The sequence below is a fragment of the uncultured Campylobacter sp. genome (genome assembly GCF_938039245.1).
Taxonomy (GTDB): domain Bacteria; phylum Campylobacterota; class Campylobacteria; order Campylobacterales; family Campylobacteraceae; genus Campylobacter_A.
The window spans coordinates 1-21,370 of record NZ_CALHVN010000045.1 but is presented as its reverse complement, the minus strand read 5'-3'; the positions used below and the strand labels follow the sequence as shown (position 1 = coordinate 21,370).

Sequence of the window (21,370 nt, the reverse complement as noted above, 5' to 3'; positions counted from 1 at the left end):
TTACGTCAAATTTACCTAGCTTTGCTAGTTGATTTAAAATTTCAGTTATATCCGTACCCTTTTCGCGTTCGGCCTTTAAGAAATTCTCGAAAAACTCGCGTCTAATATCTTTATCTACGTAAGTCTTACTTTTACTAGTAGCTTGGATAGGTTTAAATTTAGTTTCCGCTCTTTGCTTAGCTAAATTTTCGTTGTATTCTCTCATCTCTTGATTGATTTTTGCTACGGCTTCTTTGTGGGCTTTCGTAGTTTTTTCGATATCTTCCGCATAGAGCTTTTTAAATTCTTCTATACTGATGTCGGTTCTTTGCAGCAAAGCCGCTCCGACGTCGCCCATCACGGCATCTTCAGGTAAAGAGTCTTTAAAAGCCCTCAATTCCTCTTCCTCCTCCTTTGTTCCAAGCCCCAGCAATTTACCCGAGATAGTCGGTTTACCGTCTATCGATTTGCCCTTTAGCCACCACGAATACGAATATAGAGTAAAATCGACGACCTTTTCCTTTGTGTCCAGCTCGTCTCTCATTATCATCTCGTGCATCTGTCCGGGCGCGTATTTTTGGGCTAGCATCGCGTCGATTTTCTCTATGGTTTTGGTTATCCAGCCCTCTTCGCTCCTATCGAAGATGATATTTTCAGCCTCAAATATCTCGTAGGTAGTTTTATTCATATACGCTTGCGCTATGCGCGCATCCTCGTCGCTTTGCACGCTTTTTTGAGGCGTTTCGTTTAGATTTTGCTTATCGAAAGGAGTAATTTTAGCGGCGCTTGCTTGCGCTTTTTGTGGGTCGGCTTTGGTTTCGAAATTTGGCTGATAACTCGTCGAGTTTAAATTTATGCCTTCTATCATTTTTAAATCCTTTTAAATTTAGACTTTAAAATAAATCGGCAAATTTGAGAAAAAATTTAGGGTAAAGATAAGAAAGGCTATCAAATTTAGCCCCCGTTTCGAGAGCTAAATTTGATCCAAATTTGACGGATTGCCAAATTTTAACAAAACAATTAGCGGAAGTATTTTAAGACGGATTTAAATGCTGCGACAAAAATTTAGCCCAAGATAAGGCGTGCAGCCTATCGCAGGGCGAAATTTTCTAGCTTATTTAAGGACGCTTAAAAGACGCCGCACAAATTTTACTTTTCGCTGGGCTTTCTCGTCGCCAGATCGCACTTGGCACCGCGGGTAATCATCAAGGACTGATCGTAAAATAAAATAAGCACCACCGAAACCCCGACGCCAAGCGCTAACGAGACCGTGGTAGTCGTGATGGCGTTGTCGAAAAATATGATTAGATATTCGTTTTTCTTAGCGATATCAGTCTCGTTTAGAAACGAAAACAGCGCCAAAATGCCCTTATACGCGTAAACTCCAGGCACCATCGGCAAAAGCGCGGGAAATGCGATGATCTCGGCGGGCACTTTTAGCCGTTTGGCAAAGAGCATACCTAAAATCCCGCTTAAAAATGAGACGATAAGAGTGGCGACGCTGATGTTAAAAAATCCCATCTGCATGATCCAAAAGCGGCTAGCGTGCGCAAACGCCGCAAGCAGCGCGCAAAATGCGAGAGTCCTTTTTGGCGGAGAGCTAGCGTAGGCAAAGCCAAGCCCCGCCACCGCAGCAAAAGCGCCGTCTATAAGAGTCGCGGTCAAAAGCTCAAACATGTAAAATCTCCGCATTGCTAAGCGAGAGCGTGATATAAACGCCCACTGCTATGCAAAGTATCAAGATGCCCGTACTCACGGCTCTGCTGATGCCCACAAGCGTGTTGTCGTTTATGATATCAAAGACCGAGTTTATGAGAAAAACGCCCGGCATCAAAAATAGTATCGACGAGCCGATCGCCACGTCGCTAGTGTGCGTAAAGCCGTAAAATACGCCAAGATAGGCGATAAAAGAGACGACGAACGATACCAAAACGTACTGAATTTTTAAATTTACGCCCATTTTAGCAAGCGCAAATCTAAGGCTATAACCCACGAGCGTCGCGAAAAATACGCAAGCTACCGAGCCAGCATCGCCGCCAAAAAGCTTGCAAAACGCCGCATTTGCAAGGCTTATTAAAATAAGCGAGCTTGTAAATTTATTCGCCCCGATGCGCATGACGCCCTCAAACTGCTCTTTGGCCTCGTCTAAGCTCAAATTTTCATCCAAAATCCGCCAGCTAAGCGACGAAAGCTCGGAAATGCGGTTAAAGCTCACCTGCCCTAGCGGGATCTTTTTCACGTAGGTTCGGCGCAGGGAGTTGTCGGCCGAGTCCATGACGCTAATCGTAAAATACTTCACGAAAATCGTCACGCTAACGTCGTAGCCGTAGCGCCTAGCCACGCGGTCTACGCACTTTTCGACGCGCGCGGTGTAGGTGCCTGCACTCACCATCGCCGTCGTATAGTCAGATAGAAAATCGGTTAAAATTTGGATATCGGGCTTTGCGCTCATTTTTGGGCGGTTTTAAATTTGATAAAAAACAAAGCAAGCTGCGCGAACAACATCAGCTTCATCGTCCACTCGCTAGCCGCGTGCATCTGCCTAAACTCGGCCGTCTGCGTCGCCGCCTCGCCCGCAGCCTGCGCGTCCATGATGAAAGGCGTGAAGTAAAACACGAACGAGAGCGCGAGGGCTAAATTTATCGCGCAGAGCATATTCATGCTAAATTTAGCAGCGAATTTGACGCTAGATCTAAACGAAGCAAGCTCGTAAAGCGCGGCTATGACGCTAATGACTAGCAAGGCGTAGTTAAATTTAACAAATATCGTGGCCATCAACTTGCCGCTTTGAAACTGCGTGAGTACGCCCTCGCCAAGTATGCTCTGCGGATAAAAAATCGTGGGTGCGACTAGGGCGCCCAGAGCCAGCTCCGTACCGATGAGCGCGCCAAGAAGCAAAAAATAAACGCTTTTCATGATTTTCCTTTTTTTGATTTATCGCACGCATTTTAGGGTTAGGGTGTTTAAATTCGGCTAAATTTAGACGCAAATTCGGCAAAAATGCTTGTTTAACACGGTAAATTTAGCGCTAGCGCCGCGTAATTTAACGCGTTTAGAAATTTAATCCTGCTTCGCGCTCGTTTTATCTATATAAAATTTCGCGCTTTCCGTGCGCCACGCGCCGTAGGGCAGCTTAGCTTGCATCGTTAGGTGCAGTATGCCCCTGATACATTTACTATCATGCCTATCGATAGATAGCGCCCTAGACCTGCCTACGTCCACGCATTCGCCGCTTTTAGCCGAGTAGCCTATCTCCAAAATGCCCGATAACACGCTATCCATAGCCTGTCTATAAAGCGTAACGACGTTTACGCGTCCGAGCTTAAAATGATCGTAGCTCCAGTTAGCCAGCCTTTGATAGCCCGAGTTTAACGCGGTTTGCACGCATTTTTCGCCCTCGCCGCAAAGCAAAGCCGCAAGCGCCCAGTAGTCGTGATCGCCGTTAGCTAAGCGCTGCAAACACCTCTGCGTCCACTCGGGACTATCGGCGCCCAGTTCCGTCCTGTAAGGCTTTAGCGAGTTTTGCAAATACCCGCACTCGTGCAGCGCGCCGAGCAAATTTATCCGCGCGTCGATGCCGGAAAGGTCGCGACTGAGGTACGCCGCAGCGGCGCAAAGCGCGAACTCGCCCTTGCTTTTTGCTTTTGATTCCAGATTTTTTAGCTTCGTTTGGATGCTCATTTTATTCCTCTCCGTTTAAATTTAGCGGTTTTTGCGCTAGCGCCAGGCATTGCTAGCTAAAACGCCGACAAAGCGCGGTAAAATTCGCACGCAGAATGCGTAAATTTAAAAATTCGCAAATATATTTTTAGCGACGAATCCGCGGTCAAATCCGGCTAAATCCTTGTAAAACTCCGCCTCGAAGCCGTTAAATTTAAGCGCGTTTTGCATACTTTTTCGCTGGTCGTAGCCCATCTCGCAGGCTAGGTATTTTACGCCGCGGTTTCGCGCGAGAAGCACGATATATTTTAAAATTTCATCGCCTTTTGCGCCGCCAAATAGCGCCTCGTGCGGCTCGTTTAGCACGAATTTATCAAGCTCGTAGTCCCGCGCGATATAAGGCGGATTTGAAACTAGCAGGTCAAACTGCCCACAAATTTGATCCAGATACGCGCATTTTACGAACTCTATCCTGTCCTCTACGCCAAATTTTGCCGCATTCTCTCGAGCTAAATTTAACGCATCGTCGCTGATATCTGAGGCTATGATTTTAGCGTTTGAGTTTAGCGCGAGGCAGATGCTGATTATCCCGCTTCCGACTCCGATCTCGGCGACTAGAGGCGGCCCCTTTCGTGCGGGCAAATTTGATAAAACTTCAAGCGATTTTTCGACTAAAATTTCAGTTTCGGGGCGCGGGATTAAGACGCCCTTTTTTACGTTAAAACTAAGTCCGTAAAAGCCCGCCTCGCCTGTGATATATTCAAGCGGCTCGTGATTTGCGAAGCGTTTTGCGAGCGCAAAATATCCGTCCGCATCATCAAGCTCGCTGGTTAAATTTAAAAATATCCATTCGATTTTTACGCCGAGGTGTCGCATCAAAAGCGCCTTGGCTACGCGCGCCGGATTTGCGCCGTTTATCTCGCACGCTGGAGCTATCTGCGAGGCGGCTGCTTTTAGCGCGTCATTTACCGTCATTTTCCAGCTCGTTTATACGCTCAAAAAGGCTTGGGTGCGAGTGATAGACGAACGCATAGAGCGGATGAGCCTTCGGGAAGGCCCTGTTTTCGGAGCCTAGCTTTTTTAGCGCGCTTATCATGTCGGCTTTGTTTGAGACCTCGCCTGCGAATTTATCGGCGCCAAATTCGTTCGCGCGGCTAAAATACGAGCTCACCGGCGAAAATAAAAACCCGAAAATCGGCGAAAAAAGTAGCAAAAACACGATCACTCCGCCGCCTGCCGGGCTGAGCCCCAGCGCGTCGTACGCTGCGTCAGGGATGTTGCCAAATATAAAAAACATCGCAAAAAGCATAACCGCGCTTAGAGCGATCATTTTTAGGATATCTTTGTGCTTAAAGTGCCCGAGCTCATGCCCCAAAACGGCAATTATCTCGGCAAGACTTAGCTTTTTAACGAGCGTGTCGAAAAGCACCACACGTTTAGTCGCGCCAAGGCCGCCAAAATAGGCGTTTAGGCGGTTGTCGCGCTTGCTAGCGTCTATCGTATAAACGCCGCTGCTTTTAAACCCGCACTGCGCTAAAAGCCATTCTATACGGCTTTTTAGCTCGCCCTCTTCTAGCGGCTGCATCTTGTTAAAGATAGGCGCGATGAGCGTCGGGTAGATGAGATTTATCACGAGTGCGATGCCAAAGCTTAGTAAAAACACCCAAAACCACCAAAAATCGCCCAAAAATCCAATACAAAGCAGCACCAGCCACACAAACAGCGTACCAAACACTAGCGTTAGCGCGAGCATTTTAGCTAGATCAAGTGCGAAAATTTTAGGCGTTACGTTTGAAAAGCCGAGCTTTTTATCTTTGACGAAGGTTTCGTAGATATTTAGCGGTAGCTCCAGTAACGACGAAACGAGCAAAAATACCATAACCATAAAGACGTTGTCGCCTATATCTCCCGTTTTGTAGGCATGCCCCGATATCGCACCAAGCCCCCAGCACGCCCACATCATAAATATCGCGGCGTGATAAAAAAGGCTTGCTATCTCAAATTTTTGATTCGTTATCGCTGCCGCGGCGGCTGATTCGTACTCGTCCTGCTCTAGCACGACGGCAGGCTTTTTAGCCTCTGCGCGGATGAAGTTTATCTGTAAAATAGCCAAAATCGCCTTTACGGCAACGTAAAAAAAGTAAATACCGAGTAAAAAACAAAACATGTTTTCCCTTAAATTTTATAAAGACTAAAGCAGCCGTAGTCGGTGCGCACGGCTAAAAATTCCTCGCCGTTTATGCACTCAAATTTGGCCTCGCAGCGCTTAACGACGTGCGAAAGCTCAAAGCTAAGCCGCAAATTTCCGCTTTTTAGATCGATGATGCGAGCCTTGTCGTAGCTAATTAGCGCAAGCCGCAAACCGTCCGTGCTAACGCAAATCTTCTGAGCCTTGGCACACTCGCCCCGCATCCACGCAGGAGTTTGCCGCGAGCCTGCCGCGTCAAAACAGACTAGGCTGCCCCCATAATACTCCCTGCCTAGCAGCGAGCCGTCATTTAAAAAGCAAACGTCGCTAAGCATACCGAAGCCTTCTTTTATCTCGTTTAAAATTTCTCCATTTAGCGTGCTTAAAATTTTGATCTCGTTTTGCTTACAGCTTAGAGCTAGCTTTGCGCCGTCCGTGCTAAGCGCTACGCAAAACGCAGCTCCGCAGCCCGAGTCAGTTTTGTATTTGCCAAGAGACGAAAAACCCCCGTCTCGCAAAACGTAAATTTGGCCGTAAGCCGCAAATGCCGCAGCCTCGCCGGATGCGCAGACGCAGCTCGTAATATCGCCGTTTCTTTTTATTTTTAGCTCTTTAAAGACATTTGTAAATTCGCCCGTTTGTGGGTTAAATTTAAAAATATCGTGATCTAAGTCCAGCAGCAAATTTTCGCCGGCGCGCTCCGCCTGCCATGCAAGCGGCTTTGGCAGGATGATATCGCCTCTTATCGCTCCGTCTGCGCTCAGCCTAGTTAGAAAATCTACCGATTCCTCTTCTTTGTAGCCGCCGCATTTGTAGACGAAAAGCTCGTCACCCGCGCCAGCAAAGGATAGCGCGCCCGTGTATCCGCCGCCGATATAGACGTGTAAACTTGCTTCGCCGGCTTTCGCGTTCGCATTTTGCAGGACATAGCCTTTTTTCAGGCTCTCCCACTCCTTTTTTACGCAGGCTTTTTGCGCCTCGCCAACACTTGCAAACTCCTTTTGCGTCTGCCTCGTTTTGCCGTTTTTGATGCTCTCGCTAGCTAAAATTTGACCCTCTACGCGCAAATTTAGGCGATCGCCGTTAGCTAAATTTACGAGACTTGTCATCAAATTTACTTTAAAAAATTATCGTAAAACGAGCTAATAAAAAGCACCAAAATGATAAACGGCACGACGAATTTGATATACCAAAACCAGATATTTACGAGTTTTGCATATTTTTCGCTGCCCTGCATTATCTCGCGTTTGGCTTCGTCTTTTAGCACCCAGCCTACAAATATCGCGCACCCAAGCGAGGTCAGCACGAAAAATATCGTAGCGCTGATGGCGTCGTATGCGTCAAAGATATTTTTACCGAAAATTTTAACGTCAGAAAGCAGATTCGTAGCCATCAAGGACGGTAAATTTCCAAATATAAATATCGTGCCAAGCACCAGCAAAATCGCGCTTTTGCGCTTGATTTTAAATTTCTCCTGAAGCGTCGTAATGATAACCTCGTAGATCGGCAGCGAGGTCGTGAGCGCGGCGATCATCAGCAGCGCAAAAAACGCCACCGCAAAAAATCCGCCAAAAGGCATATGCGAAAAAACGATCGGCAAGCTCTTAAACACGAGGCTTGGGCCGCTGTCGGGCGAGACGCCGTAGCTAAAAAGCGACGGAAATATCATAAAGCCCGCAAGCACGGCGATGAGGGTGTTTAGGATGCCCGTGATGATAGAGATTTTAACCAGCCCTTCGTCCTTTTTAACAAAGCTTGAAAGCGTAATCATCACGCCAAAACCAAGCGAAAGCGCGAAAAATACCTGCCCCAAAACCTCGACGAAAAGCTTTAAATTTATCTTTGAAAAATCTGGCGTGAGGTAAAATTTAACCCCCTGCGCCACGCCATCTAAGGTTAAGTTTTTTACGATCATCACGATCATCAGCACGAAAAGTAGCGGCATGAGGTACTTCGCCGAGCGCTCTATACCGCCGACTGCGCCCTGCACCAGGATCGCGTAGTTTACGAGTACGAAAACCAGTGTCGCAAAGCTAATAGCCAGCGGATCGCTAACGATATTTTGCTCATAAAACGCGCTCGTAGCCTCAAAGCTAAGCACCTGCGAGAGATCGAGCATACCAAATGCGATCTGCGCGATGTAGTTTAGCACCCAGCCGCCGATAACCATGTAGTAGGCCATGATGCCAAATGCCCCAAGCAGCCCCATCCAGCCCACGATTTTCCATGCCGGATTTATATTTTTACCGCCGAATGCGTCCACGGCGTTGCATTTTAGGCGTCTGCCGATCGCATTTTCGGCCAAAATCATCGGTATACCGATCACGATCATCGCGATACAAAACACGAGTACGTAGGCGCCGCCGCCGTTTTGCCCGACCAGATACGGGAAGCGCCACGTCGCGCCAAAGCCCACGGTCGCGCCCGCAACCGCCAAAATATACGTTACCTTCGAACTCCACGATTTTCTATCCATCTGTATACCTTTGTGAAAAAGAGAGATTATATAAAAATTTTATTTAAAGTTTTTAGAACCATCTTTGAAATTTAAAACAAATCTGGATTAAAATCGGTAAATATTATTAGAAAAAGGCTACTTGGCATAAATTTAAAGGCGTAAATTTCTGCAAATTTACGCCAAATTATTATTTTCTAACGACATGTAAAAACTGCATATGTTTGCGGTATTGCTCGATGACGTCGTTTATCAGCGTGGCCTCGCTCCAACCAAGCACGTCGTAGTCCTGACCGCCCTCTTTTAGATATACCTCGGCTCTGTAATAAAGATCGTCGCCCTCAAGCTCTCTAGTGTAGTCCGGGCTCTGGCTTTTGGTGAGATATACGCCGTATCTAAAGTCCATCTCGTCGCCAAGTCCGACGTTTAAATTTACGAAATTTTCAGCTTTTGTTACATTTGCCTCAAGTCCGTTTTTGGCAAATTCCTCTTTTAGCTCGTTAAAGGCTTTTAGCACGACTTCGTTTAGAAATTTACTGCCGTCTTTTTTGCTAGGTAGAGTGATAATCGCGCTTAGTCGCTCTTGCCAAGGCTTTGAAAGATCGCTAAGAGGCATGTTGTTAAAGTTATTTGTCTCTTTTTTGGTCACATCGACGCGCAGCGCCTTAAATAGCCCAAAAATCGCACCCAAAAGCACCACCGAAAACGGCAGCGCCGTAGCGATAGTAAGCGCTTGAAGCGAGCCAAGGCCGCCGGCTAGCATCAAAAATGCCGCCACGACGCCCACTGTAACACCCCAAAAGACCTTTTGCCAAACCGGCGTATCGTCCTTGCCGTTTGAGCAAAGCATGTTCATCACGATCGCCGCTGAGTCGGCCGAAGTGATGAAAAATATGACGATCATAAAGACTGCGATCGTGCTTAGCAAGCTTGAAAAGCTAAATTTTTCTAAAAACATAAAAAGCGCCGAAGCCGAGTCGGAATTTACGGTCGTCGCAAGCTCGCTAAAGCCGCCTTGAACAAGCGCGATCGCCGAGTTACCAAAAAAGCTCATCCAAGCAAATGTAAAGCCGGTTGGCACGAAAAGTACGCCGATCACAAATTCTCTTATCGTCCTGCCCTTTGAAATTTTAGCTATAAAAAGCCCCACAAATGGCGACCAAGATAGCCACCAAGCCCAGTATAGCAGCGTCCAACCGCCAAGCCAGCTCTCGTTTTGCCTCTCGTAGGCGTAGAGGTTAAAGGTGTTTGAAATAAGCGTCGAGACGTAGTCGCCGCTGTTTTGCACAAACGACTTTAAAAGCTGCGTCGTATCTCCTAAAAATAGTATCAAAAACATAAAACAAATGGCTAGCGCGATATTTGAGTTTGATAAAATTTTAATCCCCTTATCCACGCCGCTTGCCGCTGAGATGGTCGCTGCAAAACAAAGCACTATTAGAAGCGTAATATGCATGGTCGGCAGGCCAAAAACGTGCGTAAGGCCGGCATTTACCTGAAGTACGCCGTATCCTAGCGAGGTCGCTACGCCAAAAAGCGTCGCTACGACGGCAAATGTGTCGATGGCGTTGCCGATCTTGCCGTAAATTTTATCGCCGATGATCGGATAAAACGCCGATCTAAGCGTGAGCGGCAAGCCGTGCCTATACGAGAAAAAGGCGAGAATTAACGCCACGATGGCATAAACCGACCATGCGCCCATACCCCAATGAAAGAAGGTGATATTCATCGCAAGCTTTTGCGCTGCGATAGTTTGCGCATCGCCGAGCGGCGGATTTAGATAGTGCATGAGCGGCTCGGCCACGCCAAAAAACACAAGTCCGATGCCCATACCGGCGGCAAAAAGCATAGAAAACCACGAGATATTTTTGTGCTCCGGCTTTACGTGATCGGCTCCGAGCTTGATCTCGCCAAGCTTGCTAAAGCCAAGGATAATGATGCTTAGAAGTATGACGGCGACGGCCAGGATGTAAAACCAGCCAAATTTCGCTGCGATGTAGTTTTGCATACCTTTAAAAAACTCATTTGAGAAATTTGGAAATATCGCTGCAAATGCCGTTATTAAAAATATGACAACAAGCGATGGGATAAATACCGAATTGTTAAATTTCGACTTTTGAAATTTGATCATTTTTCTCCTTTTTTGTAAATTTCAGCTTCCTTTTAAAATAACAAAAAATAGTAAATAAGTCAAATTTACTCCTTAAATTTTTGGCTAAATTTAAGGAGCAAAGCACCTAAAAAAGGCGCTTTAAAAAATTTACGTTAAATTTATCCGCAATCCCTCTTTGCACCCCTAGCTTTTGAAACGCCAAAGATGATCGCAACGATAAAAGCTATGCCAAATGTGATATAAGGTATGATGGTCGGATTATCTACCTCGATGCGAGATAGTGCCACGTCGCGCCAAAACCGACCGTAGCGCCCGCAACAGCCAAAATATACGTTATTTTCGAACTCCAAGTTTTTCTATCCATCATAAACCTTTTAATAAAACGCGAAATTATATAAAAAATTTAATTAAAATTACGGGCAAACTGCGGTAATTTGGGTTAAATTTTCAATCTTTTCTAAATTTTAGGCCTAAATTTAAGCGGACTAAACGTAAATTTAAGCCTAAAATCAAGTAAAATATCTCAAAATTTTAAATTTTCCTATCGTAAGGTACGCTAGCGACCAAACGAGAAAACAAATGCCAATAAGCCTAACAACATCGGTAAAATCGCGAATCTCAAATCTGCCAGTAATCAAAGAAAAAATCACTCCGCCCGCGATACAAAGAGCAAGAAGCGCAAGCGAGATAAAAACCGTAATATTCATGATTTTTGCCGTCATGCTCTTGTTTTCGCTATTTTTAGCCAGGGTTTCAAGCAGGGTTATTCTATTTATAAAGCCGTCTCTTTCGTACTCTACGCGCACGAGGTCGCCCTGTTCCAGACTAAAATCCGCCGAAAAAACGCCGCTAAATTTAATCCCGTCCAGCTCAAAACTAGCGCCGATAAACTCGTCTCGCTTAATCGTGCGTAAATTTAGAGCGCTAACTCTGCCCGTTTTAGTTAATTTTTTCAAATTTGCTCCAAATTTTCGGCGATTTCCAAGACTTCAAAGTATTCGTTCTCTAGCGTCTCTAGCTCACTTTTTGCTGCTTCCAGATCATTATAAAGCGCGGTTAGGCCGATTTGCTGATAGATTTTTGGATCGCTAAGGCCGGCGTTTAGCTCTTTTATCTTAGCTTCCAGCGCGGCTATTTTTTCGGGGTGCGAGGATAAAATTTGCGTTTGCTTGTAGCTTAGCTTCGCGCCGGTTTTGCTCTTTTGTTTTTGCGCTTGCTCTGCTTCGCTGGCCAGGCTTGCTTCAAATTTACCAAGCTCGGCTAATTCGTCTTCTAGCTCGAGATAGACGCTGTATTCTTGATGTAGCACCTCGATCGCCGTCCCCTCAAATGCCCAGAGTTTATGCGCGATCTTATCGACGAAGTAGCGGTCGTGGCTAACGATGATTATGGCGCCCTCAAAGCTTTGCAGGTAGTCCTCAAGGATGTTGATAGTTGCGATATCCAGGTCGTTTGTAGGCTCGTCTAGTACGAGCACGTCGTACTCTTTGCTAAAAAGCAAAGCTAGCGCCACGCGGTTTTTCTCGCCGCCGCTTAGCACGCCGATGGGTTTATCGAGAAATTCTTTAGGAAATAGGAAATTTTTAAGATAGCCGTAGACGTGCATATTTCGCCCGCGCACCATAACGTGATCGCCGCCGTTTGGACAAAAGGTCTCAATGAGGCTCTTATCGTCATCCAGCGCGCTTCGCGACTGATCAAAGTACCCCACTCGCACCTCGCCGCGCCTAACTTCGCCGCTGCTTGGCTTTTCAAACCCGAGTAAAATTTTAATAAGAGTGCTTTTACCGCTGCCGTTTCGTCCGACTATCGCGATACGTTCGCCTTGCAAAACGCGCGCGTTAAAATCACTAAAAAGCTGCTTGCCGCCGATATTTTTGCTTAATTGCTTGATCTCAAATAGCATTTTTTTGCGGTTTACGCTTTGCGTTTGGTTAAAATTTTTACTCGCTCGCTCAAGCTCGAGCCTAACGCGGCGTATCACGCCCGGGTTTTTCTTCGCCTCCTCGCGCATGGCTAGCACTCGCTCTTTGCGCCCTTCGTTGCGTTTTAGACGCGCTTTGACACCTCTGCGTAGCCACTCCTCCTCGGCTTTTAGTTGTTTTAGCAACGTCTCGTGAGATTTGGCTAGGCTGGCTAAAATTTCCTCTTTTTTGGCTAGATAGTTTGCGTAACCGCCATCAAATGACGCCAGCGCGCCCTCCTCGATCTCTACGCTTCTAGTTGCTAGCGCATCGATAAAATAGCGATCGTGCGAGATAAAAACTATCGTCTGGCGCGAGCTTTTTAGCATATCTTCAAGAAATCTCACCATATAAACGTCAAGGTGGTTCGTAGGCTCGTCAAGTAGCAAGACATCTGGCTTTTTAAGTATCAGCGCGCCCAGAGCTACGCGGCGTATCTCGCCTCCGCTAAGGCTTGCGACAGCTCGGTTTTCGTACTCTTTTAGCTTAAACTCCTCCAGCACGCGCTCGATCTTGCGCTCGATCTGCCAGCCGTCTTTTGCTTCGATAAATTTGATTAGCTCGTCTTGCCTAGCGTTTAGTTCTTTGTTTTGCGCATCGCGGCCGAGCGCCTCTAGCACCGCCGCATACTCGTCCCTAGCGTCAAATATCTCTTTTAGCTCTAAATTTAGCGCGTCTTTTACGGTAGCCGCATCGTCAAATTTAGGATTTTGCGCGAGCATTTCTACCTTAACGCCGCCTTGCGCGATACGCCTGCCGCTATCAGGCTCTAGCGCGCCCGCGATTAGCTTCATCAGCGTACTTTTGCCGCTGCCGTTTTTACCGATGATAGCGATACGCTCACGCTCGTTTACGCTGAGGCTTACTTTGTTTAAAATTTCATTGGGGCCGAATTTTTTACTAACGTCGATTAGATCTATGAGTGCCACGCGCGCGCCTTAAAACGAGATATGCATGCTAAGCGCGATGATACAAAGCGTAAGCGCCATCGGCACGTAGATATATCTGCCGACAAAATACCACAGCGCGCCTTGCTTTTTTGCCGCGCCGGTATTTATCTCGTCCATGATCTCTTCTTTTTTGATGACCCAAAACCACGACACAGCGCCGATCACCGCACCGATAGGGATGATATAGATCGACACAAAGTCCATCCACGGCCCCCAGCTGGTTATGGCTTCCATATTTACGCCGATACCAAAGCACACCGCGCAAAGCAAAATTAGCACGACGCCGCGCTTTAGCTTAGGAAATTTGTGCATTATTGACTCGGCGACGACTTCAAACATATTTTGTAGCGACGTCACGCCGCCAAAAATCACCGCCGTAAATAAAATAATCGCAAAAATTTGGCCTCCGACCATGTCTTGTAAAATTTTAGGCAGCGTTACGAAAAGTAGTCCGGGCCCCGCCGCTGGATCCATGCCGTAGGCAAAGACCGCAGGCAGCATCACAAGCGCCGCCGTCATCGCTGCGATCGTATCAAAGATCGCCGTTTTTTGCGCGCTATCGACGATATCTTCGTCTTTATGCAGATACGCGCCATAAACTATCATACCAGAACCCGTGATAGATAGCGAGAAAAATGCCTGGCCCATCGCCGACACCCATACCATAGGATCAGCTAGCTTGCCCCAGTCGCTGTGAAAGATAAATTTATACCCGCCAAACGCCCCGTCTAAAAACGCCACCCTAATCGCTAAAATAAAAAATAGAATAAAAAAAAGCGGCATCATGATTTTGCCCGTTTTTTCTATACTATGCGCGCCGAAAAATAGCGTAAATAGCGTGCCGGCAACGACGATAAAATGAAACGGCACGACCGAATAGGACGAAAACGCAAAGGAGTCAAACCAAGTGTTCGTATCCACGGTCATAAGCGAACCCGTGATTGCCTGAAACAGCGCCTTTAAGACATACGCGATGATGACTGCGTATCCGGTAGCTATACACATCGAGCCCGCTAACGGTATCCAGCCTAAAATTTTACCGAAAGTTCCCCAGTTTCGGCTCTTCCAGGCGTATTCATAGGAGCCTAGCGTACCGGTTTTAGCGCGTCTGCCGATAGCGTACTCCGCAGATAGCCCGACGTAAGAAAATATCGCGATAAAAAGCACGTAAATAAGCAAAAATGCGCCGCCGCCGTTTGAGCCGACCTTATACGGGAAGCCCCAGACGTTTGCCATGCCCACGGCAGAGCCAACGCAGGCGATGATAAAGGCCCATCTAGAGGTAAAAGTTTTATGCATTTTGACGTCCGTTCGTAGTAGATTTTTTAAATTATACTTGATTAATCTAATAAAAAGATTATGCCCGCTGACCGAGCAAGCCCGCCGCGCCGCCTTAAAACGCTTTAAATTTATATTTGGATATAATCGCGCGTTATTTAAAATCCACGTTACAAAAGAGAAATTATGAATTTATCGCTCAAAAAGCTTACTATACCGATATTTTTAGATATGTTTTTGCACTTTGTTACGCTCATCATAAACACCTACATGGTGACTAAGGTCAGCGTCCATTTAGTGGGCGCTATGGGCGCGGGCAATCAAGTCATGGATTTATTTATGACGATCTTTAACTTTTTGAGCGTCGGCTGTTCGGTCGTAGTCGCGCAGGCTCTAGGCGCTAAAAATATAAATTTAGCCAAACGCGTCATACACGCCAGCATCACGTTTAATACGATAATCGGGCTTTTTAGCGCGGTTTTTATTTACTTTTTCGGATTTGAAATTTTAGAGCTTTTAAACGTCCCGCAGCAGCTTAGACAGGAGAGTTTTGGCTACCTGCACATGCTAGGCGTAGCGCTTGCTTTTGACGGTATCGGCATGGTGCTAGCAGCCGTGCTTCGCGTCTACAACTTCGCCGCCGCCGTCATGCTAGTCTCGCTTTTAATGAACATCATTACTCTTTGCGGCAACTCTATCGCGCTTTTTGGCTGGCTGGGACTGCCAAACTACGGTCTCTACGGCGTCGCGGTCTCGACGGTCGCGGGACGACTAGTGGGTGTTATCGTGCTATTTTTGATCCTGACCCGTTACGCCAAAGTCAAAATTTTCTTTAAACGTCTATTTAGCCTGCCGTTTGCGATCTTGCGTAAAATTTTATCCGTCGGGCTTCCGAGTGCCGGCGAAAATTTGCTCTGGATGGCGCAGTATATGGTGGCTTTCGGCTTTGTAGCGAGCATGGGCGAGGCCAGTCTAAACGTACAAACCGTTTATTTTCAAATCACGCTTTTAATCCTACTTTGCGGAGCCAGCATCAGCGTGGCAAACGAAGTCATCGTCGGCCACCTAGTCGGCGCGATGAGATTTGACGAGGCCTATTCGCGCACTTTCCGCGCGCTTCGTATCGGCTTTATCGCAACTCTAGCGGTGGTTTTGGCGGCGTATTTCGGTAAATTTGAGATCATGGAGCGGTTAAATTTGACCGAGGAGCTAAAGGCCGTCATGTTGCCGCTTTTTACCCTTTCTATCGCGCTTGAGACAGGACGAACCTTTAACATCGTCATCGTAAACGCCCTGCGCGCAAGCGGCGATGCTAAATTTCCGCTGATGACTGGCGCGGTGTTTATGTGGGGCGTGAGCTTGCCGCTAGGATACTATCTAGGCATCATGCAGGGCATGGGGATCATCGGCGTTTGGATCGGATTTACCGCCGACGAGTGGCTGCGCGGACTCGTAAACACGTGGCGCTGGAGAAGCAGAAAATGGCAGTCAAAACGCCTCGTGTAAAAACCGTTAGCGTAAAATGCGGCGAATTCGACGTCGCGCTAAATTTTAAAAAAGGCATCAAAACAACCCGCCTAAAGGTCGCCAAATCAGGCGAAATCTCGGTTTCACTGCCCTTTTACGCCGAGCAAAAATATGCGCTAGAGTTCGTGCAAAAACACTACGACTGGCTAAAATCGGCTCGCGAAAAAACGCTAGCAAATTTGCCGCGCGAGGACGAGTTTAAGCTACTAGGCGAGGTTTACCATATCGTGCTAGAACCGAATTTAAAGGGCGTAAATTTGATACGTTTTACAAGCGACTCAGGAGTTTTTGACGGCTTAAATTTGAGCTCAGAGGAGCTAGACCCACACATTTACGGCGCTAAATTTGACGGCAAATTTGACGCGATTAAATTTAAGTCGCAGTCTAGCGAGGCTAAATTTGATAGCGCGGACGGACGTAAATTTGACGGCGAAATTTACGCTGCGAGTTTAGCTGCGCTAGAAAATTATAAAAAAGCTTTTGCGAGGCGCATTTACGGGCACTTTATAGATAAACTCGCTCCAGCCGTAAACCGCAAAATAAACCGCGTCGTTGTGCGCAAAATGACCACGCGTTGGGGTAGCTGCAACTCGCGCAAAGGCTATATAAATTTAAGCCTAAATTTGATCGAAAAAGCCCCCGAGCTAGTCGAATACGTCGTGCTTCACGAGCTTACCCATCTGATCTACCCCCACCACCAAAAAAGCTTTTATGGCTTTATCGCTGCCTTGATGCCCGATTTTAGGTCGAGAGAAAAACGGCTAAACAAAAAATAATTTTAAATATGCTAAAATAGAATATTTTTAATTTAAAGGGAGATAATGAAAAAACTTCTAATGCTAGTTGCCGCGGTTTTTGCTCTGGGCGGCGATTTCGAGGACGGCATAAAAGCCTACGAAAGCTCAAATTTAACCGTAGCTCGCGACAAATTCGTATCTGCTTGCGACGCAAACGATGCGCAGGCCTGCGCAAGAGCCGGTGCGCTCTATCAGCTAGGCAAAGATATCTTGCCCGATCCTAAAAAAGCGCTTGAACTATACGAAAAAGGCTGTGAACTAGGCGCTAAAGAGGCCTGCTCGGGCGCCGGCGGTATGTACGTATCTAGCGACAAAGAAAAGGCGCGCGCGCTGCTAAATAAAGGCTGCGAGCTTGGCGACGGCTTTTCATGCGCGACTACGGGATCGTATCTGCTAGAGGAGAAAAAATTTAAAGACGCCTACGCTCTTTTTCAGAAGGCTTGCGAGCTAAAAGACAAGTTAGGATGCGAATTTGCAGGCGATCTAAAACGCTCAAAAAGACTCTGATTTTCCTTACTCGGGTTAAATTCGGCGATCAAATTTAGCCCGAATCCATCTTTCTTTCATCTACAATGCCAACTTAAATTTATGAAAAAGCAAAGCAAGAAACTAGGCTAAATTTTAAGAGATAGCAACAGTCGCAGAATAATAAGAAAGCACAGGCTTTAAGCGCCTACGCCGACTCTCTTTTCCGCTTTATTTCGTATCCAGCCAAATGCAAATAACGCCGCGTAAAGCGACACACCGATCGCGTAAGACACGTATTCGTTCGCGATAAAAGGGATGTACTTGGCGCACATATTAGGCACCAAGGTTAGCGGCGCGACAGCCAAAAGTAGCGCGCGCTCGAGCACGTTTACGCGTTTAACAAAATACCCTTGAAGCGCCGAAGAAAAAGCAAACATACCCACTAGCGCCGTACCAAAAATCAGCGCTATTTCGAGCGGATTTGTTATCCACACTATGCCTTTGGCGTCGTTTGGGTTTGCGGCATCTACGCTTTCTATCAAAAGCAGCTTGTTATTAAACACGAACGAAAAGGGCAAAATCGTCGTGCGCAGATCGTAAAAAAAGCCCTGCATACCCACGGTCACGGGGTTTGCTTTGGCGATGCCGGCCGCAGCGTATGCCGCGATGCCAACAGGCGGCGTATCGTCGGCTAGGATACCGAAGTAAAAGACGAAAAGATGCACCGCGATAGCAGGGATGAGAAAGCCGTTTTTGTGCGCCAAAAATAAAATCACAGGTGCCACTAGCGAGCTAACGACGATGTAGTTTGCGGTGGTCGGCAAGCCCATACCTAGTATCAGCGACATTATCGCCGTGAGAAAGAGAATGAGCACGATGTTGTTGCCGGCTAAATTTTCAACGACTTCAGACAGCACCTGCCCGATACCGGTTAGCGAGATAGAACCCACTATGATACCTGCTAGACCCGTAGCTATCGCGATCGTAGTCATACTTTTAGCCGCCGTTACCATCGCCCAAAATATATCCGTAAAGCCAACGATAAAGTCCTCTTTGCCGACGCTCTCGCCGTGAGCCATTTTTCTAACGGGCTCTTGAAAAAGGATAATCAAAAATAGCACGCAAATAGCGTTAAAGGCCGCCGAAATCGGCGATTCGTTTGCGATTAGCAAGGTATAGAGCAAAACCAAAATCGGGATGAGATAGTGCAGTCCGCTCACGAAAATTTTAAGCTTTGACACGCCTGCGCTCTGCTTCATGCCTTTTAGCCCTAGCTTACAGCTTTCAAGGTGCACGATGAAAAACAGCGACATATAGCACACGAACGCAGGAATCACGGCCGCGATCATGACGTTCGTGTAACTAAGGCCCAAAAACTCGGCGATAATAAATGCCGCCGCGCCCATGATAGGCGGCATCAGCTGGCCGTTTACGCCCGCAGCCACCTCGATGGCACCGGCTTTGGTGCTAGTTAGACCCGCCTTTTTCATCAGCGGGATCGTAAACGTGCCCACCGTTACGACGTTTGCCGTGGAGCTGCCGCTCACCATACCGGTTAGTCCTGACGCGATAACCGAAGCTTTCGCCGGTCCGCCGCGAAATTTACCCAGTAGCGCAAAGGCTAAATTTATAAAATACTGCCCCGCTCCCGCGCGCTCTAAAAGCGAACCGAACAAGACGAAAAGATAGATAAAACTCACGCTAACGCCAAGCGGCACGCCAAAAACGCCCTCGGTCGTAAGATACATGTGGCCTGCGAGCTTGTTTAGGCTAGCGCCCTGGTGCGCAATGATGTCTGGCATGTATTGACCGAAATAATCATATACCAAAAAAATACCCGCAATAATAGGAAGCGCTGGACCTATAATCCTGCGGCCAGCCTCAAACAGCACGATTACAGCTATGCAAGAAACTACGATGTCATAGCTCGTATAGTCTCCGGGACGCTGCGATAGCGCATGAAACTCTATGAGCGGATAGAGCGCGGCTAGCGTACCCAAAACGCAAAGCGCGATGTCGTAAAACGGCAGGCTGGAGTGGGCTTTTTTGTGAATTTTAAGCGGGTAGAGCAAAAACAGCAAACAGATAGCAAAAGCAAGGTGCGCCGAGCGCGACATCGTCGTGTTCATCGGAAAATACGCGATATAAAGCTGAAAAACCGACCACGCAAAGCAGATAATGCTCGTAAAATAAATATAAAAGCTCGAGTTTATCTCGCGCGTCTTTACCTCGACGAACTCCTCCTTTTCCTGCGCCGGCTCGGTATTTGTTCGTGTTTCATTTAGATTTTTATCCATATTTGCTCTTTTCCTGACCTCTTAAATTTTTCTAGAATTCGGCGATTTTGCCCGTATAAACCTGGGCTTTAGTTTCTCAAATTTGACCCGCTTTGCTTAAGCCTTAAATTTACCTACAAATTTAACTCAGCGCCGTAAAGATACGGGTTTTGCAAGCGGCAAACAAAATCAGCCAAAAATTCGCGTATGAGCCAAATCTAAAATTTGACGCTTTATGCGGCTAAAGCAAACTCGCCGCCCAAAAACAAGCTAGCAAAGCGTCAAATTTTAAATCCTCAAAAACTAAAAATAAGCCCTAAATTTACAAAAAACAAGCCGCGCAGGTCAAATTAACCCGCACGGCTTAGCTGGTTTATTTTATTATGCCGGCTTTTTTAAACTCAGCCTCGGCAGCAGGGTGCAAAGGTGCGGAAAGCCCCTCTACCAGGCTCTCTTTAGTAACAGCAGCAAGTGCCGGATGCAAGCTCTTGTACTCGTCGAAGTTATCTAAAATAGCCTTTACGACCGCAGCCACCGCAGTATCGCTCATGCTCTTATCCGTGACTAGGACGGCTTTAACGCCGATGCTGTTTACGTCGTGATCCACGCCCTCATAGGTGCCTTTTGGTATCGTACCTTTGGCAAAATACGGCATCGCGGCCAGCATCTTATCGACTTGCTCGCCCTCGATATTTACGATATCGATAGGTAGCGAGTTTGCCGCGTCAGTGATGTTAGCCGTCGGATGGCCGACCATGTAAAAGTAGCCGTCGATTTTCTTATCTTTTAGCGCGTGCGGGCACTCGCCGGCAGTTAGTACGCCGTGGTGTTTTAGCTTTTTCTCGTCAAAGCCGTAAGCCTTAAACACGCCAAGCGCGGTCATTTCATTGCCGCTGCCCGGGTTGCCGACGTTGATCGCTTTACCCTCGAGGTCGTTTATCGAGCCGATACCGCTTGATTTTGAGACGACGAACGCGAGAAGCTCAGGGTAGATCGAAACGACTGCGCGCAAATTTTGATCGCCGTTGCCTTCAAATTTACCAACGCCGTTAAATTTATCATAAACCACGTCGCTTTGGACGAAACCGAAATTTAGCTCTTTTTTTAGCACGTTATTTACGTTGTAGACCGAGCCGCCGGTTGATTGCACCGAGCATTTCATCTGAGGGTCTTTATTTACGAGGCGACATATCGCTCCGCCCACCGGATAATACGTGCCCGTCATCGCTCCCGTACCGATAGATACGAACTCCTTTGCGCCCAGCGCAGACGCGAAAAGTAGGCCGGCTAATGCCAAAGATGTAGTTTTCATTTAACTTCCTTTCAAAGAATTTTTCTGATTTTACTCTCAAAATCCGCATTTTGCGTATAAATTTAGCTCTTTTATCAAGCTTTTTTATAAAATTGCGACTATTTTACACACTTTAGCCTTAGAAAAATATTTCTTAAGGTAAAATTTATATATTTTTTATAAGCGAAGCGAAAATCATATTTTTACGTGGAGATTTTTAAAATTTACGCACCGAGACCTGCGTCTTTACGATGCTAAATTTGGGCTGCAAGTTGGATTTTTTTGTGCAGAGGCCTTAAATTTTAGCATTTTTGCGGTGCGGGTCTCGGCGAGTAAAATTTGAAGCCAAATTTATAAATTTAACTCCAAATTTGAGCGTAAAACGACAAGACGCAGTATTTTGTTCTAGACGAGGCGCTTTTAA

The 21,370-nt window shown here is 46.8% G+C and carries 18 protein-coding genes and 1 pseudogene; 3 read left to right on the top strand and 16 right to left on the bottom strand.

Features of this window, described 5'->3' with window-relative positions; genetic code table 11:
* The 14 genes and pseudogenes from Q0218_RS08575 to Q0218_RS08510 all read right to left on the bottom strand — a co-directional run.
* A partial coding sequence (locus Q0218_RS08575; protein ID WP_297968707.1) for a hypothetical protein occupies positions 1 to 847 on the bottom strand: 847 nt, incomplete at its 3' end.
* A 281-nt stretch (positions 848 to 1,128) separates the two neighbouring features.
* Positions 1,129 to 1,656, bottom strand: a complete 528-nt coding sequence (locus Q0218_RS08570; protein WP_297968705.1) for a threonine/serine exporter family protein — start codon at positions 1,654 to 1,656, stop codon at positions 1,129 to 1,131.
* Positions 1,649 to 2,431, bottom strand: coding sequence for a threonine/serine exporter family protein (locus Q0218_RS08565; RefSeq protein ID WP_297968703.1), 783 nt, complete (start codon positions 2,429 to 2,431; stop codon positions 1,649 to 1,651). Before Q0218_RS08565 ends, Q0218_RS08570 begins: the two co-directional genes overlap by 8 nt.
* Positions 2,428 to 2,895, bottom strand: coding sequence for a DUF4149 domain-containing protein (locus tag Q0218_RS08560; protein WP_297968702.1), 468 nt, complete (start codon positions 2,893 to 2,895; stop codon positions 2,428 to 2,430). The genes Q0218_RS08565 and Q0218_RS08560 overlap by 4 nt, the downstream gene beginning before the upstream one ends.
* 144 nt (positions 2,896 to 3,039) lie before the next feature.
* On the bottom strand, positions 3,040 to 3,660 hold the full coding sequence (locus tag Q0218_RS08555) for a hypothetical protein (protein ID WP_297968700.1): 621 nt from the start codon (positions 3,658 to 3,660) through the stop codon (positions 3,040 to 3,042).
* Between the two features lie 105 nt (positions 3,661 to 3,765).
* Positions 3,766 to 4,614, bottom strand: coding sequence for a peptide chain release factor N(5)-glutamine methyltransferase (gene prmC, locus Q0218_RS08550; RefSeq protein WP_297968698.1), 849 nt, complete (start codon positions 4,612 to 4,614; stop codon positions 3,766 to 3,768).
* Complete coding sequence (locus Q0218_RS08545; protein WP_297968696.1) at positions 4,601 to 5,806, bottom strand: M48 family metallopeptidase; 1,206 nt, start codon at positions 5,804 to 5,806, stop codon at positions 4,601 to 4,603. The genes prmC and Q0218_RS08545 overlap by 14 nt, the downstream gene beginning before the upstream one ends.
* An 8-nt stretch (positions 5,807 to 5,814) precedes the next feature.
* Positions 5,815 to 6,936, bottom strand: a complete 1,122-nt coding sequence (locus Q0218_RS08540) for a WD40 repeat domain-containing protein (protein ID WP_297968694.1) — start codon at positions 6,934 to 6,936, stop codon at positions 5,815 to 5,817.
* A gap of 5 nt (positions 6,937 to 6,941) precedes the next feature.
* Positions 6,942 to 8,303, bottom strand: a complete 1,362-nt coding sequence (locus Q0218_RS08535) for a sodium-dependent transporter (RefSeq protein ID WP_297968692.1) — start codon at positions 8,301 to 8,303, stop codon at positions 6,942 to 6,944.
* A 169-nt stretch (positions 8,304 to 8,472) separates the two neighbouring features.
* Positions 8,473 to 10,413 (bottom strand): BCCT family transporter, encoded by a 1,941-nt coding sequence (locus Q0218_RS08530; protein WP_297968689.1) that lies wholly within the window; start codon positions 10,411 to 10,413, stop codon positions 8,473 to 8,475.
* A gap of 259 nt (positions 10,414 to 10,672) precedes the next feature.
* Positions 10,673 to 10,759: pseudogene (locus Q0218_RS08525) on the bottom strand (hypothetical protein); the annotation flags it as partial.
* A gap of 145 nt (positions 10,760 to 10,904) precedes the next feature.
* Positions 10,905 to 11,351: a hypothetical protein gene (locus tag Q0218_RS08520; protein ID WP_297968686.1), complete on the bottom strand. Its 447-nt coding sequence runs from the start codon at positions 11,349 to 11,351 to the stop codon at positions 10,905 to 10,907.
* Positions 11,348 to 13,288 carry a ribosomal protection-like ABC-F family protein gene (gene abc-f / locus Q0218_RS08515; protein ID WP_297968683.1) on the bottom strand — a complete coding sequence of 647 codons (1,941 nt, stop codon included), beginning with the start codon at positions 13,286 to 13,288 and terminating at the stop codon, positions 11,348 to 11,350. Before abc-f ends, Q0218_RS08520 begins: the two co-directional genes overlap by 4 nt.
* Positions 13,289 to 13,297: 9 nt before the next feature.
* Positions 13,298 to 14,608: a sodium-dependent transporter gene (locus tag Q0218_RS08510; protein WP_297968680.1), complete on the bottom strand. Its 1,311-nt coding sequence runs from the start codon at positions 14,606 to 14,608 to the stop codon at positions 13,298 to 13,300.
* Positions 14,609 to 14,773: 165 nt separating this feature from the next.
* Here Q0218_RS08510 and Q0218_RS08505 point away from each other — a divergent pair, with 165 nt between their 5' ends.
* From Q0218_RS08505 to Q0218_RS08495, 3 genes are read left to right on the top strand one after another with little or no spacing between them, the layout of a single operon-like run.
* Positions 14,774 to 16,093 (top strand): MATE family efflux transporter, encoded by a 1,320-nt coding sequence (locus tag Q0218_RS08505; RefSeq protein ID WP_297968677.1) that lies wholly within the window; start codon positions 14,774 to 14,776, stop codon positions 16,091 to 16,093.
* Positions 16,069 to 16,890, top strand: coding sequence for a SprT family zinc-dependent metalloprotease (locus Q0218_RS08500; RefSeq protein ID WP_297968674.1), 822 nt, complete (start codon positions 16,069 to 16,071; stop codon positions 16,888 to 16,890). The genes Q0218_RS08505 and Q0218_RS08500 overlap by 25 nt, the downstream gene beginning before the upstream one ends.
* Before the next feature lie 45 nt (positions 16,891 to 16,935).
* Complete coding sequence (locus tag Q0218_RS08495; protein ID WP_297968671.1) at positions 16,936 to 17,418, top strand: tetratricopeptide repeat protein; 483 nt, start codon at positions 16,936 to 16,938, stop codon at positions 17,416 to 17,418.
* Between the two features lie 158 nt (positions 17,419 to 17,576).
* Here the strand turns inward: Q0218_RS08495 and Q0218_RS08490 are convergent, their stop codons facing one another.
* Together Q0218_RS08490 and Q0218_RS08485 are read right to left on the bottom strand one after the other, a co-directional pair.
* Positions 17,577 to 19,676: a TRAP transporter permease gene (locus tag Q0218_RS08490; protein ID WP_297968668.1), complete on the bottom strand. Its 2,100-nt coding sequence runs from the start codon at positions 19,674 to 19,676 to the stop codon at positions 17,577 to 17,579.
* Positions 19,677 to 20,028: 352 nt separating this feature from the next.
* The gene (locus tag Q0218_RS08485) at positions 20,029 to 20,967 is read right to left on the bottom strand and encodes a TAXI family TRAP transporter solute-binding subunit (protein WP_297968665.1); all 939 of its coding nucleotides are present in this window, start codon (positions 20,965 to 20,967) and stop codon (positions 20,029 to 20,031) included.
* Positions 20,968 to 21,370: the final 403 nt, after the last annotated feature.